The organism is Acinetobacter beijerinckii CIP 110307 (assembly GCF_000369005.1).
In the GTDB taxonomy this organism is placed as follows: Bacteria; Pseudomonadota; Gammaproteobacteria; order Pseudomonadales; family Moraxellaceae; genus Acinetobacter; species Acinetobacter beijerinckii.
Map to the genome: position 1 here is coordinate 330,511 of NZ_KB849765.1, position 16,519 is coordinate 347,029.

Here is a 16,519-nt window from a genome sequence, read left to right on the forward strand (position 1 = left end):
GCTTAGTCGATACCACTTATCATCTGTTGATGAATCTGACTTGCGAGTTATCACATTCTTTGCTTGAATCGAATAGATAAAGACAATAGATAAGGATAATTCGCAATGCTTTCAAGCTTCAAACGGTGTTCGATTCTTTCCACAATCATGATGAGTATCAGTGCATGCTCATCTATTCCTCTCGACAATAATGCCGCGAAAATTCAGAAACAGCCTACTAGCTCCGATCATAAATATTTAATCCCGATCTATCTGGTTAGCGCCGATGGTATAGGTGCTTCGATTGGCACAGTATCCTTCCAAGATAGTCCAAATGGACTGATTATCACCCCTGCTTTATGGAAACTTTCATCGGGTGAACATGGTTTTCATATTCACGAGAAACCATCATGTGAAGCTGCAATGAAAGATGGAAAAATGGGCGCAGCACTGGCAGCGGGCGGTCATTACAATCCTGACAATATTGCCCATCACGGCACACCAAAAAATGGTCATTTAGGTGACTTACCTGCACTCACTGTCAATGAAAAAGGTTTTGCGACTCAAGCTGTTATTGCACCTCGATTAAAACTATCAGATATTCAGGGACGTGCAATTATGATTCATGCAGGTGGAGATAATTATTCAGACACACCGAAACCACTCGGTGGCGGTGGGGAAAGAATTGCCTGCGGTGTAATCAAATAAAGAGTGTGGGTATCTCAAAAGATATCCACAATTTATGACTTTATTCAATTAATTTATCTATAGTAATGAATATAAATAGATGATGAGCACGAATCTTGCTTAGTTTTATTAAGTGAAAAATCAACAGAAATGGTTTCGAAAATTGGCTCAATATCTTGATCAGCACATCATTTTACCTACACTATAAGGCTATATGATGATTAAAACACTCGTTGAAGTAATACAATCGTGAATAGTCTTTATCATCTTTTCAATCGAGTTCGATCGAACTCCATTCTATTGTATTGCCTACAAATTTTGATTGTGTTGACAGGCACCACATTGGTGTTGCATGGATTGGGACTCGGTCAATTCATTATTCCTGTCACGTTAGGCGCAATCGCGGCTGCCCTTACAGACTTCGATGATCGTCTGAGTATTCGGCTACGCAATTTGGTCTATGTCTGTGTGCTGTTCTTTACTGTTAGCACCATTTTAGAATTTTTAGCACCTTATAAATTTTGGTTTATCGTTTACCTTAGCCTGTCCAGTGCAGCACTGATTCTCATGGGTGCTTTAGGTCAACGTTATGCGACGATTTCATTTGGTACGATTCTCCTTTCGATTTACACCATGTTTGGTCTAGGTGAATATGCCAATTGGTATCAGCAACCCAGTTATTTTGTTATCGGTGCTGTTTGGTACGGATTGACCTCGATCTTATTTTTTATGATTCGACCAACTCTACCCTTGCAGGAGAAGATTTCAACGATTTTCAAAGAAATGGGTGAGCTGCTACAGAGCAAAGCCAAACTGTTTGATCCTGATAATGTCGACAATGTTGAAGCACTGTTGTTTGAACTCTCACAAAAAAATGCCCAAGTGGTGAATAGTCTAAATCAAGCAAAACAATCCTTACTTTCTCGGCTTAAATCATCCCGCATCAATAACAGCAGCATCTATTGGCTAAACTTATATTATTTTGCGCAAGATATTCATGAACAAGTCACCTCTAATTATTTGCACTATGAAAAAATCCATCAAAACTTTAGCCGTAGCGATTTAATTTTTCGTATTCAAAAAAATATGTTTCTACAAGCAACTGCCTGCAAAAAACTGAGTCAGGCTTTGCTGCATAAAAGTACTTATCAAAATAGCCCACTCGCTGATGCTGCGCTTGCTCAATTAGAAGCATCCATGCAAGACTGGATTGCTCAACATCCACATAATCTTGAAGTTAAAAACCTAGAACTGATTCTGAATAACTTAAAAAGTATTCATGAACAATTTGCTCAACTGCAATTTCAACAAAACATCGAAATAAGATCAACACAACATCAACAAGCTCATCTCAATTTACTGGATGAGGATATTCAGGGCTTTCAGGATTTATTGTTAAAACTAAAACAGCATCTAAGTCCTCAGTCGGCATTATTTCGTCACGCAATTCGCTTAGCTATTGTGTTTGCCGTAGGTTATGCCGTGTCCTTGATGCCTTTTGCTAAAAATGGCTATTGGATTTTATTGACCAGTTTATTCGTTTGTCAGATCACTTACTTTGCCACCAAAAGCCGCTTAAAACTTAGAACCATTGGCACGTTGTTAGGTGTACTTTTAGGTGTACCCGTTCTTTATTTTGTACCTAGTATCGAAGGACAATTGGTCATTACCGTAATTTGCGGGGTGTATTTTTTCTATTTGCGTCAAAAAAAGTATGCCCTCGCAACAGTGATGGCAACGCTGATGGTGTTGTTAATTTTCAATTTAAAAGGCGCAGGTTTCAGTATTATTTTGCCGCGTATCATCGATACGTTAATCGGCTGTGCAATCGCTTGGCTAGCGGTTAACTTCATATGGCCAGATTGGAATTTCCGAAATATTCCTGAAAATATCATCAAAAGCAGTCAAGCAACGCTCAATTATTTGCATGCAGTCGTCCAGCAATATCATCAAGGTCGCTCCAACGATCTTGAGTATCGAAAAGCTCGTCGCGCCGCCCATAATGCTCAGATTGAATTATCTAATATGATTTCTAGTCTGAGTACAGAACCTGAACCAAACCAAGAACTCATTCACTATGCATTTCGCTATTTGGTCTATAGTCATAGTCAGTTGAGTTATGTATCCGCGCTGGGTCATCAACGCGAACAAATTCAAGATCAAGATATTTTGAAGCTATTAGACCAGAGTGAAATATTACTTAATCAAACATTGATCGAAAGACAAGCACTTCCAGAAAAGCACATCGAAGAGATGTTTAACGAAATTGATCGTTTAAATTCAATGGCTCAAGTCTCAGAACAACAGCAACTATTGTTAAAACAAATGACGCTATTGCTTGAGACTCTGCCCGAATTGGTGATGTTAAAAAATAAACTACTTGAACTAGAAATTAAGTAGTGAGTTTAGTATAACGCGAGTTAATGAATGCCTTGTTGCAGCCTTGTTTGCATATATTGTTTAAGTACCATTCGAGGTATGCCAAACCAAAAAGCTATCAGGGCAAAACTCGTCAATACAAATGCCCAAATATGAAAATAGGTATATAGCAGACGAACCACTTCAATAATTGAGAAGAAGCTCACCATCATCAATATTGAAACCGCAGCTGCGACCGTTCCTTTCGATACTTCAGAAGACATCAATGCAAAACGATAAATCACTGAAAAACTAATTCCCTCACCAAAACTGATTAATGTCATACCGATCAGCAAACAAGGTACTAAATAGGTTTGCCAAATCACGCCAAGCATCAAAAATAAAGTACCTACTAGCATAATCGGCAAACCCATTAAAATGGTTTTACCAAGTGCATAACGATCCATAATTTTGATCAGAACGATATTGCCTATAATCAAACCAAAAAACACAGGAAACTGCGCCAAGCCATATTGCACACTACTCAGTTTTAGCTCATCTACGAGGATAATCGGTGACAAAGCAATCCACAGCATCAGTGGCATTCCTACAATCGGTAATGCAACACTTAAACCTAAAAACTGGCGATTACTAAAGACTTGTTTGAAATCATCCCAAATATAACCAAAGGGTTGTTTCGCTTGTTTACGACTTTCTTGCGAGGCTGGCATAAATTTATTTAAGCCGAACCAACTGAGAAAAGAAATAAAAGCAATCGCTACAAAGCCCCAGTGCCATGACACATAATCAATCAGGAACGCGCCTAATACAGGTCCAAGCAAAGGCGCAAGCAAGGAAATATTTGCCATCAATGCCATGACTTTAATGGCATCACGCTCTTCAAAAGTTTCTTGAATTGCCGCATATCCAACGGCTGAGATCACACTTAGACCAATACCTTGCAAGAAGCGCAAGGTCAGGAATTGTTGAATATTATGGGTCAATAAAATCAACAAACAGCAAATCGTAAAAAAAGCGACACCAGCCAATAAGACTTTTTTACGTCCAAGCCGATCTGAAAGTGGCCCCAGTAACCAAGCGACACTGGCACCACCCAATAAATAAAATGACATTGAAGATGGCGCCCACGTTGCGCTGACTGCAAATTGCTCTGTGATCGCCAACATCGCTGGCTGAATCAAGTCATTACCGATATAAACTGAAAACTCAAATAGCACTAAAGCCAATGGAAACATGAGCGTTATACGGTTTAACGTCATGCTTTGATTATTCGTCATCATGTTTTATTCACAAAAATAACCAATTCGTGTGCCGTCTATTTTCCTGAAAAAAAGGAAATAGATTCTGCACCACATCATTTTATGGTTTTGATTTAAATTAAATTTTGATTTCCATGCAGTGAGAGCGCATGTAAAAGTGTGAAAACACCGTATTCACAAGGTGTATTTAGAAAACAATTTATTTACGTGAGATTGGTAAAAAGTTTTACCTATTGGCAAAATTGCCAAGCGCAACTTTAGCACTTTTTAAAAATGACCGCAATTTAAGCAAAGCAAATCAATTGTATGGATATGTGAATAACCCAAAAGTTATCCACATTTTTGTCTGAGTTTTATTCAGAAAAAAATTATAGCTCAGCTTTAAGAGCACAATTCAAACTGAAAAGTATTGGTATTTTCCCCTCTTGCGCATTGATAACTTTGTTTTTTATTTACTACTTTCCAAATCTCTTGATCACGCTTCAACTGATATTCAGTGCGAATGGCAGCGACAGAATCATCTAACTGCGCTTGTTCAACGGTAATCTCAGCATCAGTAGGATTTTCAGCGCTATTAAATTGTTGATCAATTTTCAGATTAGTTTCATCATGAAATAAATTCGGTTGATCAAGTAATACCACATGCATCGCTGTACTTTTTTGCACAGCAGCTTGTTGTTGTGACTGAGCAACAGGCTGATTACACGCCGTTAAAACAAGTCCGCATCCTAAAATCATCCAAAGTTTATGCATTTTGTACCTTTCCTATTTACAACATGCAACTATGCTACTATGCAAAATTGAATTTCAAAGCAATAAAATGTATGGGACTTATGTGAGATTTGTTGTATTTATCAATCATTTGACCAGCATCATAAGTAACCCAAAGCACAAATTTTAAAACATTTATACCACTACATATTGAGCATGAACTCATGTCAGATTTAGCAAATAAACTAACGTTTATTTTAATATTAAGTACTGCGATTGTCGGCTGTTCAAAAAAAGAAGAAGGCATGGCAAGCGATGCATCTGTAGCAGCGGAAAGCGCGACACCCAATAATGAATCAATTCAAGCAAATGCAGCGAAAAACCCTGAACAGCTTTTGAGCACACAACAAAGTGCACTCGAACAAAATCGTCAATTGATTAAAAGTGCTGAATTACGCTTTGAAGTAAAGGATGTATTGAAAACCACATCTACACTTGAACAGCAGTTATTGCAATACAACGGCTATATTGAAAATAAGCAAATTGATTATCAAGTGAGTGACCGTTCTCAACATGATCGCATTGATGGTACGGTGGATATTTATGAAAAAATCATACCAACAGTACAACTGACGGTACGTATTCCAAATGCTCAGGTCACAAGTTTCTTAAACAATATGCTGCCTTTAATGTTGAATTTTAATACGCAGAGTTATGAAGCAAAACGCTATGAGTTAAAGCTATTAGAAGAAAAACTCAATACCGCAAATCAAAGTAATAGCGCATCAAATACAGTCAATAATCAACTGCAACAACTGACTGATATGGAAGTGAAAGATCGTCTAGCATATAGCACCATTCGTTTAGAGTTTTTCCAACAGCCTAAAGTTCGTAAAAGCCAAGACTTAAATATTCATCGCATTGCAACATTAGACAGTGACCCATTACTCACTCGAATCGCTCAAGCCTTCAAAGTTGGACTATCGTATTTTAAAGAATCCATCATATGGTTGCTTCAATTCTGGGCATTTTTCCTTGTGATTATTGCAGTTTGGTTTATTCGTAAAGCCTATAAATCTAGAAAACAAAACTGCTAATTATTGATTTTTGATCAATAGTATTTTGCTTATTTACGCATTTTTACTCATGAATAGATTCTCTAAAATGCACTCAAGTTTTAGAAATCTATTTTTGAGTTTAATTTTATGAGCAATATTTTAATCATTAATGGCGCAAAACAATTCGCTCATTCAAATGGTGAATTGAATGACACCTTGACAGACTTTTCAGAATCGCATTTAAAAGCCTTAGGTCATACAGTACAAGTAACACGTACCGACAGTGACTATGATATTCAAGCTGAAATTGAAAAATATCTATGGGCAGATGTGGTGATCTATCAAATGCCAGGTTGGTGGATGGGTGCACCATGGACAATGAAAAAATACATTGATGATATCTTTACAATTGGTCATGGTTCACTCTATGCCAGTGATGGACGTAGCCGTTCTGATGCTTCTAAAAAGTATGGTTCAGGTGGTTTGATTCAAGGTAAAAAATACATGTTGTCGCTCACATGGAATGCACCAATGGAAGCGTTCACTGATCCAGATCAATTCTTTCACGGCGTGGGTGTAGATGGCGTGTATTTAGCTTTCCATAAAGCCAATCAATTCTTGGGTATGGAATCATTACCTACATTTATCGTGAATGATGTAATCAAAATGCCAAATGTCCCAAGCTATATCGAAGATTATAAAGCTCATTTAGATCAGCATTTTGCGACTGCCCATTAAGAGAGAAATCCTATGTTGACAATTATTGCAGAAATTCAGACACATGCAGGTGCAGAACACCGCCAAGCAGTCTTAGATGCTTTCCAAAAAATCATTCCAACTGTATTGGCAGAAGAAGGTTGTCACGGTTATGCCCCATTGATTGATCATCTACCAGCGATTGCGATGCAGACGCAAGATGAAAATAGCATTGTGATGTTAGAACAATGGGAAAGTACCGCTCACCTTGAAGCACATATGCAAACGGCACATATGCTGAAGCATTTTGAAGCGACCAAAGCGCATGTGTCTGATGTGAAAGTGCGTATTTTGGAAAATGGGATTTAGAACAAAGATTGGTTATTTATCAAATCCTCATAAAATATATGATACTCGGTAATGTCATCTGCAACCTGCGTGATTTCAAGAAGATACTGTTTCTGCGATAAATTTTAATTAATACAAGAAGTGAACAGGTTTTGCAGATGACAATGCCTTTGGTTACTTTGGGCAAAACCAAAGTAACTCCAGCCGAAGGCTAATCTTGAATATGAATGAGAACACAATACGACTCCGTCAAGACAAAGAAAAATATAAGCAAATGATTTTACTGATAATAATACTGCTTCAAATGTCGGCTATATTCTGTTAAATAACATTCTAAGCCCTCTCGACGATCAGCTTTTTGCATTTCTCTAGCAGCTAATTGCTCAATTTTGGTTTCCAATAAATTCAGAATCGCTTCTTGTTCCACTTCAGGAAGTTGGGCTTTTTCTTTCTGCTGTTTCTTAATTTCCAAATAATCTTCTGCCCAATGACGTAATGGATCATTTGAATCAACTTGTGCAAATAAATCAGTGATCAATAATTCAGGCATTACTTCTTGGGTTGCTAACTCTGCCGACATCAAACCACGAATCGAATAAAATACTTTTTTATAAGTAAAATTATCTGCGGTTTGCATCACTTTCATGCCACCTTTCGCCAGCGATAAGTAGTGGTGATATAGCGCACTATAGTCGATTCGCTCAAGTAATCCATCACGAAAAGTTTGCCATTCTGGAAAAGCATTAAAATATACAATATGTGCTCTGACCCATTCCAATACTGTTGGGTTACTTTTTGCCAATAAGCCAAACATTTTGTCGAGATCATAAGAAACGAAGTCAAAATCACCATCCATGATTTCGATTAAATCACGGTACTTTTTATAATCAAAATATTGGTCTTTACTCGGCAAATGAAAACCACGTACATCATAGTCGCTGTCAGGGCTAGCCATACCCCATAAACGACTACCACTTTCAATATAAAACAATGGAAGGTCTTGGCGTTGTTGAAATAGTTTTTCAATTTCGTGATGGATGTTCATATTTCTCTCTAAGATTCGATTAAACGAGAATTTTATTATTTATAACCTATGAATTTGATTCTCTACCCTTAATTTGTCGAATAAAAAATAGTATTTCTAATTTAATAGCTAAGTTAACCTATAACACATCAGTAAAATAGATAAGTCCTATCCGCTCATTTTTTAAGTTATGAAGCTCGTAATTCTTAAAGAAATTTAATTCTCCGTCATAACAAAGAAAATTTATTTCACAATGAATAAGCTCTCCTAATATCCATGAAGAGAAATCTTTGAATATAAATGAACAGGAGTAAAATAGATTTCCAATTTTTACTCTCAACATAATACGCAGACACTTTACATTATGTTCATTATAAAAATGATCAATATAGTCTCCATATACTTGATCACTATCTAGATAAATATAGGCTTGAGTTTTCATATTGGTTTTATAAAAAAGCGCATCTTACGATACGCTTTTAGCAGAAATTCTTTTACCTAATCAAGCATTAAAGATCAAATAATTTTCCTGGGTTCATAATTCCGTTCGGATCAAACGCCAATTTCAATGCTTTCATATATTCAATTTCTTCAGGCGAACGTGAATATTCTAAATATGGCTTTTTAGTCATCCCCACACCATGTTCGGCAGAGATCGAACCATCATATTTTTTCACAGTCTCAAACACATATTTATTCACCACCTGACACTTCGCAAAGAATTCGTCTTTAGTTAAGTTTTCAGGTTTTAAAATATTTAAGTGCAAGTTACCATCACCAATATGACCGAACCAGCAGATTTCAAAGTCTGGATAGTTGTTTGCAACGATCGCATCAATTTCTGAGATAAACGCTGGCACATGCGTAATTAAAACTGAAATATCATTCTTATAAGGAATATACGGCGCAATAGATTCCGAAATATCTTCACGTAAACGCCATAAGCTCTGCGCTTGTTCTAAGCTTTGGCTCATTACACCATCAATCACCCAACCTTGTTCCATACAATGCTCAAAAATCTGCATTGCTTTGTCCATGATCGGCTCATACGGCGCTTCAAATTCGAGTAACACATAGAATGGGCAAGTTGTTTCAAATGGACGTTGTACATGCCCACGATTCAAGACTTTTTGCATTGCCACTTCACCAAAGAACTCGAATGCAGTTAAGTCGATTTCTTTTTGGAAAGCATGTAATACAGGCATCACCGCTTCAAAGTCAGGCGTACCCAATACCATGACTTGTAAGTTTTGTGGTTGACGCTCAAGTTTAATCTCAGCTTCTGTCACTAAACCTAATGTGCCTTCACCACCGATAAACAAATGCTGCAATGCATAACCCGTCGCATTTTTAATCATGCCTTTGTTTAAACGTAAAATGTCGCCTTTACCCGTCACAACCGTTAAGCCAAGCACCCAGTTACGTGTCATGCCGTATTTGATCACTTTAATACCGCCTGCATTGGTTCCGATATTCCCACCAATCTGACTAGAACCTGTCGATGCAAAATCAACTGGGTAATACATGCCTTGTTGTTCGGCATAATTTTGCAATTGTTCAGTCACCACACCTGCTTGAACGCGAACCATACGATCGGCTGGCAAAAACTCCAAGATCTGATTCATCTTGTCGAAACTAATTACGATTTCGCCATTATTCGCCACAGCACCAGCCGATAAACCTGTACGACCACCCGATGGCGTAATCGCAACATTGAATTGATTGGCAAGTTTTACAATCGACTGCACTTGTTCAGTGCTTGAAGGGAAAACGATGACTGATGGGTTCGGATCAAAATGTTTAGTATGATCTCGTCCCCAATTTTCTAAACTGTCAGCATCGGTTTTAATACGGCTTTCACCCACAATTGCGGTTAATTGGGTTAATAACTCAGGTGTCAAATCGACTGAAGCATTCATCGTTTACAGGCCTAGCAAGAAGTAGATATTGAGCTTTTGGATAACAACATAATATTTTTCAATCCCTTAGTAATATCGACATCGAAATATCCAAAATATAGAAACGCTGGCGAACACACCAAACTTGATCATGCTCAAGCTTGATTATCGTATTTGTTTATTTTACATGTAAGCACACGAGGGATAAAGCATCGGATGCAAGATACTTCATTTTCCGAAGCCCTATAAGCAATAAAATTCAGCAATAACTGAAAAAATATCAACAATTCTGCTGAGCTAATTTTAAACGAAATATCTATAACTCAAAGCTGTATGCTATGATACCGCAACTAAATTTTGGCCTTTGTAGCGGAGCCGTAATGAGCCAACATCTATCACTACCGAAAGATAAAATCCGTTTCCTTTTGTTAGAAGGTGTGCATCAAAATGCCATCGATACCTTAAATGCGGCGGGTTATACCAACATCGATTATCACAAAACTGCGCTTGAAGGCGAAGCTTTGAAAGAAGCAGTCAAAGATGCGCACTTTATTGGTATTCGTTCGCGTACTCAATTGACTGAAGAAATCTTTGAAGCAGCGAATAAATTGATTGCAGTTGGTTGTTTCTGTATCGGTACTAACCAAGTCGATTTAAAAGCGGCGATGTCTCGTGGTATCCCAGTTTTTAACGCGCCTTATTCAAATACACGTTCTGTAGCAGAATTGGTTCTTGCTGAAGCAATTTTATTACTTCGTCGTGTACCTGAAAAATCAAAAGATACACATGCAGGTGGTTGGAACAAATCGGCTGTTGGTTCTTTTGAAACGCGTGGTAAGACTTTAGGTATTATTGGCTACGGTTCAATTGGTTCACAACTTTCAGTTTTAGCTGAAAGCTTGGGTATGAAAGTTTGCTATTACGATGCGGTAACTAAATTACCTTTAGGTAATGCACGTCAAGTCGGTTCATTAGACGAACTTTTAGCAACTGCGGATGTGGTTTCTCTCCACGTTCCAGATGTTCCTTCTACTCGTAATTTCTTCAAAAAAGAACAATTCGCGAAAATGAAAGAGGGTTCGATCTTCATTAATGCTGCACGCGGTACATGTGTGATTATTGAAGATTTAGCAGATGCGATTAAATCTGGTCACATTGCTGGCGCAGCGGTTGACGTATTCCCGAAAGAGCCAAAAGCCAATGGTGAAGAATTCGTTTCTCCACTTCGTGGCTTAGACAACGTGATTTTAACACCGCACGTAGGTGGTTCTACGATGGAAGCGCAAGCAAACATTGGTTTAGAAGTTGCTGAAAAATTCGTTGCGTATTCAGATAAAGGTATGACGCTTTCAGCGGTGAACTTCCCAGAAATCGCGTTACCACTTTCTGATGGTCAGCATCGTTTACTGCACATTCACAAAAACGTACCGGGTGTATTGTCTAAGATCAATACATTATTCGCTGAACAAGGCATCAACATCTCTGGTCAATCATTGATGACTAAAGGTGATATCGGTTACTTAGTGATGGATGTGGATGCATCTGCATCTCAAGAAGCTTTGGATACCTTGAACCATGTTGAAGGTACAATCCGAGTTCGCGTATTGTTCTAATTATATAATTCAGAACAATCTAAAAAAGCCACAGTAAATGCTGTGGCTTTTTTATGGGTGATTGAATTATTATGTGAATATTATACTGAATGTTAAAAAAATAAGATGTCTGCCTCAATGTTGAAAACACCACTTCATGCCGTATTGCTGTTGATGCTTGCAATGATTTGCGTTCAAGGCAGTGGTTCTTTAGCCAAAATTCTATTTCAAAGTTTTCCAGTACTGACCGTTTCTGCCATGCGCTTGTTTTTTGGTGCGATTATTTTGGCAGTTATCTTTAAAATTTGGACCATCAATTTTAAAGTTGTGCGCTGGAAAGCCATTTGTACTTATGGAATTGCGCTTGCAGGCATGAATGCGCTGTTCTATTTATCGCTTGAAAGATTACCCTTAGGACTTGCCGTTGCTTTTGAGTTTATCGGACCATTGAGCGTAGCGCTTTATTATGCGCGTCAAAAATATGATTTTATTTGGGTTGGCTGTGCAATTTTAGGCTTAATTCTGCTGTTTCCATTACAACAAGCTCAACACGGACTCGATTTATTGGGGGTCTTTTTTGCGATAAGCGCTGGTGCATGTTGGGCAGTGTATATTATTGCAGGACAGAAGCCATCAGGCATATCGGGTAATCATACTGTATGTTTGGGTATGAGTATCGGCATGCTATGTCTCATTCCTTTTACTGTATATTCAGGTGCAATTGATCGCGTATTTGAATTACCTAATCTCTATTATTTTATTGGACTGGCGATCTTAGCCAGTGCTTTGCCGTTTACCCTAGAAATGATCGCATTAAGAAGTCTAACGCCCTTGAGCTTTGGTACTTTAATGAGCCTTGAACCTGCTGTAGCAGCCCTATCAGGATTTATCTTTTTGGGTGAAACCTTATTGTGGAATCAATGGCTTGCACTTGGCACGATTATCATTGCATCGATTGGTTGTACCGTTACCACGCAACGTGCCCGACTGCAAAACGAGCGTACATAAAATGAAAAATCACCAATCTACGCTCTCCACTTCAACTTATAATTTTGAAACCTATTGTTTAGGTTTTTTTACTTTGATTTTGTAGAATCGCCATGAAAAATATTCAGTTGATCGCAGTGCTATACATGGTTCTATCCATGGTGTCATATCAAATCAGCGCTTCGTTTGCCAAACAACTTATTGCAACTCTCGACCCACTCACTGTCACCATTTTAAGACTCTGTTTTGCGACAATTTTAGTTGCAATCATGTTCCGTTCTTGGACGATATTGTCTAAGCTCAAATCTCTTAAATGGCGAGACTTATTGCTATATAGTGCGTCTTTGGGCTGTATGAATATTTTATTTTATACGTCTTTAGGTAAGTTACCTCAAGGTATTGCAGTGGGTCTTGAATTTATTGGTCCTTTGGGATTAGCGCTGCTATCAATCAAACAGCGCAGTGATTATATTTGGGTGGTTTTTGCCATTCTTGGAATCGCACTCATGGTTCCTTGGCACGATGCGAACTCGGAAAATTTCTCTTATTTTGGAGCAGCTTGCGCTTTAAGTGCAGGACTGTTTTGGGCTTTGTATATTTATTTTGGGCATCGTGTTGTGCAACAAAATATCGGAATGCATGCACTCACAATTGCGATTGGTTTGTCAGCACTGACATTATTACCATTCGGACTCTGGAATAACACACCTGCTTTGCTAGATACCCAATATTGGGGCAAAGCCTTAGTGATTGCCGTTTTAGCCACTGCTATTCCCTATGCACTCGATCTCATGGCTTTAAAACGTTTAAGCAAACTCAGTTATGGAACACTGACCAGTCTTGCACCAGCTTTGGCAGCTTTGGCTGGATTACTGATCTTGCATGAACAAATCAGCATGATTCAGTGGTTTGCACTTTTCTGTATCATGATCGCATCGATTGGAGTGACCTTACGTGGTGAAAAAACACAAACACCGTAAGTACACTCCGCTCTGCTCATTATTGTTATAACGAAAAATTAGGTATCTGCATTTTTATATTTCTGATATTCGGCTAAATACTTTTTACCTAATTTTTCCTTTTCACTCTCCTCTAAAATTTTTCCAGCTTGTTGGAAAAACTTATGTTCCTCTTCCTTTAGGTGATGATGAACCTTTTCACTTAATTGTTTAGCAGTTGCAATCCAACTTGGACTACTCATATCCGTTTCTTCAAGTTGCTCGACCAATTCATCCATTTCATGGTGTTCAGCCAAGGCATGTCGAGTGATATCCAAACCTACATCATTAAACATTAAAGGAATATATAAATAGCGATCTTCAGCCACGGAATGTGCATAAAGTTCATTTTTTAATAAATCAAATAATTCTTTTCTGTCTTCACTTGCCCCACTCGTTTCAATCAAGCTATTCGCTAAACTACGTTGTAACTCATGACTTTCTCGGAGTGCTTCAAATATATTCATTATTCACCTCTATGATTGGCTAATCGCCACAATACAGAATTAAAAAACATCCTCGTATTGTGGAATGTGGCTAGATACCCATCATAGAAAGTGTATTTTTTTCAAACAGCATCAATTAGGTTTGTTTTTGTATTGAAAATTTATCTTTAAATTCAAGCAGCCACAATAATTTGATATCCCAGACGGCAAATCAGAATACTCACTAAAATTAAAAATAAAATTCGAATAAAACCACTACCATATTTCAAAGCGAGACGTACGCCTAATAATGAACCTGCAATATTTGCAACTGCCATCATCAAACCAAGTGAGAAAAGCACATGGCCTGTGGGAATAAAGAAACTCAGCGCCGCAAGATTGGTCATGAAATTGCCAATTTTTGATAATGCAGATGCATGCAAGAAATCAACTTGCAGAAAACGAATAAAAAAGAAAATAAAGAAACTGCCTGTACCCGGTCCAAAGATACCATCATAAAACCCGATCGCAAGACTACCAATTGCAGCAAAGATCAAAAGTTTTGGCGTAATTCGTTGATCCACATGAACTTGCCCAAATTGCTTTTTCATGAAGGTATAAATCGCAATCACGATCAGCATAACCAATACGAAAGGTCTTAAAATATGTGTCGGAATCATAGAGACACATGCAGCACCTGCGAATGAGCTGATAAAAGCAAAAATGGCAATTACAACGAGTAATGGCCATTTTAATTTTACTCGTCGCACAAATGAAAACGCTGCTGAAGCGGTTCCACAGATTGAAGCAACTTTGTTAGTTCCAAACAACGTTGCCGGTGATGTATTCGGTAATGCCCCCATTAATGCGGGAATTTGGATAAGACCACCACCACCAACTGCCGCATCAATGGTTCCCGCACAAAAAGCAAAGAACATAAGACTCAGAATCAGTTCCCATTCCATCGACAATGACCCTATAAATTGAGTAAGCGTTTTGGAACAAGACGTTTTTTATCTGTAATTTCAGCTAAACCTAAACAACGTTCACCATCAAAAACCAAAACTTCAGCCGCTGCCTCATGATCAATATTACTTTCCTGACCATTGCCAAAATACTTTTCACGCCCCTCAGGTAATTGAACTCTTGGAAAATGTTCCACGGGTGCATAGACCGACAGCAATAAAGCATCGCGTTGTTCTAGTGAAAGGCTTTCAAGATATTCAATGGTATAACTTGGATTAATCTCAAAGTGTCCCGTTTGGGTACGATGTAATTTTGTCAAATGTCCACCGCAGCCCAAAGCTTCACCAATATCTTCCCCTAATACACGGATATAAGTTCCCTTTGAACAAGTCACATCTAAAGTAAGACTATCTTCAGTAAAACTAAGCAATGTTAAGTTATAAATCGTTACTGGGCGTGCTTCACGTTCAATTTCAATTCCCTTTCGAGCTAACTCATAGAGAGGACGACCATCACGTTTTAAAGCAGAATACATTGGGGGAATTTGCTGAATATCACCTCGAAATTTTTCTAATACGTGTTCAATGCTTTCTGTTGTTAAGTGAGGTACTGGTCTTTGTTGTAAAATCTTACCTTCTACATCACCTGTGGCTGTGGTTTGCCCAAGCTTTACCGTCGTTTGATAGCGTTTGGTTGAATCAAGTAAATAATGTGAAAACTTAGTCGCCTCACCCAAGCAAATTGGTAATAAGCCTGTTGCCAAGGGATCCAATGCACCCGTATGTCCAGCTTTTTGTGCGTTGAAAAGTCGACGTACTTTCTGAAGCGCGGAATTAGAACTTAAACCCAAAGGTTTATTCAATAAGAAAACGCCGCTTAAGTGACGATAAGAACTTTTTTTCATAAATAAAAAGCCAGACAATAAAGGCGTATTTTATCAAAAAACCAGCTCTAAAATTTTAATAAAAGCAGTATTTTTACAGCAAAGAGCAAGATTAAAGTTCGATCTAAATCGATCACAGGTTCGCAATTAATTACTTTTAAAATATAATTTTTTATTTTGATACGACCATAAAAAAATGCGCCTAATAGCGCATTTTTTTGCTTTAAAACAAAGTTAAAATTAACCTTGTTTACGAGCTGGTAATTTTTCACGAATACGTGCAGCTTTACCAGACAACTCGCGTAGGTAGTAAAGTTTAGCACGACGAACGTCACCACGACGTTTCACTTCGATTTTAGCAACAACTGGAGAGTGAGTTTGGAAAACACGCTCAACACCAACGCCGCTAGAAATTTTACGAACTGTGAAAGCAGAGTTTAAACCACGGTTTTTCTTCGCGATTACAACACCTTCAAATGCCTGAAGACGCTCACGCTCACCCTCTTTTACTTTAACCTGAACGATAACTGTATCGCCTGGTGCAAAAGCAGGAATGTCTGATTTTAACTGTGCATTTTCAACAGCTTGAACTAAAGGATGCTTACCACTCATGTGGAGTCTCCAAATGT

16 protein-coding genes are annotated in these 16,519 nt (G+C 38.1%); 8 read left to right on the top strand and 8 right to left on the bottom strand.

Going from position 1 to position 16,519, the window contains the following annotated elements:
- Positions 1–105: 105 nt before the first annotated feature.
- A complete protein-coding gene (gene sodC, locus F933_RS07160) occupies positions 106–687 on the top strand; it encodes a superoxide dismutase family protein (RefSeq protein ID WP_005059833.1) in 582 nt (193 codons plus the stop codon).
- A 228-nt stretch (positions 688–915) separates the two neighbouring features.
- Positions 916–3,066 (top strand): YccS family putative transporter, encoded by a 2,151-nt coding sequence (gene yccS, locus F933_RS07165; RefSeq protein WP_034710588.1) that lies wholly within the window; start codon positions 916–918, stop codon positions 3,064–3,066.
- Between the two features lie 20 nt (positions 3,067–3,086).
- On the opposite strand, the gene craA is transcribed toward yccS, so the two are convergent.
- A complete protein-coding gene (gene craA, locus F933_RS07170; RefSeq protein WP_167539084.1) occupies positions 3,087–4,322 on the bottom strand; it encodes a chloramphenicol efflux MFS transporter CraA in 1,236 nt (411 codons plus the stop codon).
- A gap of 363 nt (positions 4,323–4,685) precedes the next feature.
- On the bottom strand, positions 4,686–5,057 hold the full coding sequence (locus F933_RS07175) for a hypothetical protein (RefSeq protein ID WP_005059841.1): 372 nt from the start codon (positions 5,055–5,057) through the stop codon (positions 4,686–4,688).
- A gap of 182 nt (positions 5,058–5,239) precedes the next feature.
- Here F933_RS07175 and F933_RS07180 point away from each other — a divergent pair, with 182 nt between their 5' ends.
- From F933_RS07180 to F933_RS07190, 3 genes are all read left to right on the top strand, one after another.
- Positions 5,240–6,112, top strand: coding sequence for a DUF4349 domain-containing protein (locus tag F933_RS07180; protein WP_005059843.1), 873 nt, complete (start codon positions 5,240–5,242; stop codon positions 6,110–6,112).
- 108 nt (positions 6,113–6,220) lie between these two features.
- Positions 6,221–6,811: an NAD(P)H-dependent oxidoreductase gene (locus F933_RS07185; RefSeq protein ID WP_005059846.1), complete on the top strand. Its 591-nt coding sequence runs from the start codon at positions 6,221–6,223 to the stop codon at positions 6,809–6,811.
- 12 nt (positions 6,812–6,823) lie between these two features.
- The gene (locus F933_RS07190; RefSeq protein WP_004951648.1) at positions 6,824–7,138 is read left to right on the top strand and encodes a putative quinol monooxygenase; all 315 of its coding nucleotides are present in this window, start codon (positions 6,824–6,826) and stop codon (positions 7,136–7,138) included.
- Positions 7,139–7,397: 259 nt separating this feature from the next.
- Here F933_RS07190 and F933_RS07195 read toward each other — a convergent pair whose 3' ends face one another.
- Both F933_RS07195 and F933_RS07205 read right to left on the bottom strand, forming a co-directional pair.
- Positions 7,398–8,162, bottom strand: a complete 765-nt coding sequence (locus F933_RS07195) for a nucleotidyltransferase domain-containing protein (protein WP_005059857.1) — start codon at positions 8,160–8,162, stop codon at positions 7,398–7,400.
- A 488-nt stretch (positions 8,163–8,650) separates the two neighbouring features.
- A complete protein-coding gene (locus tag F933_RS07205; RefSeq protein ID WP_005059862.1) occupies positions 8,651–10,060 on the bottom strand; it encodes an FAD-binding oxidoreductase in 1,410 nt (469 codons plus the stop codon).
- 359 nt (positions 10,061–10,419) lie between these two features.
- On the opposite strand from F933_RS07205, the gene serA reads away from it, so the two are divergent.
- The 3 genes from serA to F933_RS07220 all read left to right on the top strand — a co-directional run bounded on the left by serA (position 10,420) and on the right by F933_RS07220 (position 13,598).
- Positions 10,420–11,652 (top strand): phosphoglycerate dehydrogenase, encoded by a 1,233-nt coding sequence (gene serA, locus F933_RS07210; RefSeq protein ID WP_005052134.1) that lies wholly within the window; start codon positions 10,420–10,422, stop codon positions 11,650–11,652.
- A 105-nt stretch (positions 11,653–11,757) separates the two neighbouring features.
- Complete coding sequence (locus F933_RS07215; protein WP_034710592.1) at positions 11,758–12,639, top strand: EamA family transporter; 882 nt, start codon at positions 11,758–11,760, stop codon at positions 12,637–12,639.
- A gap of 92 nt (positions 12,640–12,731) precedes the next feature.
- Entirely contained in the window at positions 12,732–13,598 is an 867-nt protein-coding gene (locus F933_RS07220; RefSeq protein WP_005059867.1) for an EamA family transporter, read from the top strand.
- Positions 13,599–13,636: 38 nt separating this feature from the next.
- Here F933_RS07220 and F933_RS07225 read toward each other — a convergent pair whose 3' ends face one another.
- The 4 genes from F933_RS07225 to rplS all read right to left on the bottom strand — a co-directional run bounded on the left by F933_RS07225 (position 13,637) and on the right by rplS (position 16,502).
- Positions 13,637–14,083, bottom strand: coding sequence for a hemerythrin domain-containing protein (locus tag F933_RS07225; protein ID WP_005052141.1), 447 nt, complete (start codon positions 14,081–14,083; stop codon positions 13,637–13,639).
- A gap of 152 nt (positions 14,084–14,235) precedes the next feature.
- A complete protein-coding gene (locus tag F933_RS07230; protein WP_167539075.1) occupies positions 14,236–15,012 on the bottom strand; it encodes a sulfite exporter TauE/SafE family protein in 777 nt (258 codons plus the stop codon).
- 5 nt (positions 15,013–15,017) lie between these two features.
- A complete protein-coding gene (gene truB, locus F933_RS07235; RefSeq protein WP_005059869.1) occupies positions 15,018–15,911 on the bottom strand; it encodes a tRNA pseudouridine(55) synthase TruB in 894 nt (297 codons plus the stop codon).
- Between the two features lie 219 nt (positions 15,912–16,130).
- Positions 16,131–16,502, bottom strand: a complete 372-nt coding sequence (rplS, locus tag F933_RS07240) for a 50S ribosomal protein L19 (protein WP_005052144.1) — start codon at positions 16,500–16,502, stop codon at positions 16,131–16,133.
- Between the last annotated feature and the right edge of the window lie 17 nt (positions 16,503–16,519).

Excerpts from the sequence above, each read along its gene's own strand:
- sodC (WP_005059833.1), top strand. The coding sequence starts at position 106 with ATGCTTTCAAGCTTCAAACGGTGTTCGATTCTTTCCACAATCATGATG.
- craA (WP_167539084.1), bottom strand. The coding sequence starts at position 4,322 with ATGACGAATAATCAAAGCATGACGTTAAACCGTATAACGCTCATGTTT.
- F933_RS07175 (WP_005059841.1), bottom strand. The coding sequence starts at position 5,057 with ATGCATAAACTTTGGATGATTTTAGGATGCGGACTTGTTTTAACGGCG.
- F933_RS07180 (WP_005059843.1), top strand. The coding sequence starts at position 5,240 with ATGTCAGATTTAGCAAATAAACTAACGTTTATTTTAATATTAAGTACT.
- F933_RS07185 (WP_005059846.1), top strand. The coding sequence starts at position 6,221 with ATGAGCAATATTTTAATCATTAATGGCGCAAAACAATTCGCTCATTCA.
- F933_RS07190 (WP_004951648.1), top strand. The coding sequence starts at position 6,824 with ATGTTGACAATTATTGCAGAAATTCAGACACATGCAGGTGCAGAACAC.
- F933_RS07195 (WP_005059857.1), bottom strand. The coding sequence starts at position 8,162 with ATGAACATCCATCACGAAATTGAAAAACTATTTCAACAACGCCAAGAC.
- F933_RS07205 (WP_005059862.1), bottom strand. The coding sequence starts at position 10,060 with ATGAATGCTTCAGTCGATTTGACACCTGAGTTATTAACCCAATTAACC.
- serA (WP_005052134.1), top strand. The coding sequence starts at position 10,420 with ATGAGCCAACATCTATCACTACCGAAAGATAAAATCCGTTTCCTTTTG.
- F933_RS07215 (WP_034710592.1), top strand. The coding sequence starts at position 11,758 with ATGTCTGCCTCAATGTTGAAAACACCACTTCATGCCGTATTGCTGTTG.
- F933_RS07220 (WP_005059867.1), top strand. The coding sequence starts at position 12,732 with ATGAAAAATATTCAGTTGATCGCAGTGCTATACATGGTTCTATCCATG.
- F933_RS07225 (WP_005052141.1), bottom strand. The coding sequence starts at position 14,083 with ATGAATATATTTGAAGCACTCCGAGAAAGTCATGAGTTACAACGTAGT.
- truB (WP_005059869.1), bottom strand. The coding sequence starts at position 15,911 with ATGAAAAAAAGTTCTTATCGTCACTTAAGCGGCGTTTTCTTATTGAAT.
- rplS (WP_005052144.1), bottom strand. The coding sequence starts at position 16,502 with ATGAGTGGTAAGCATCCTTTAGTTCAAGCTGTTGAAAATGCACAGTTA.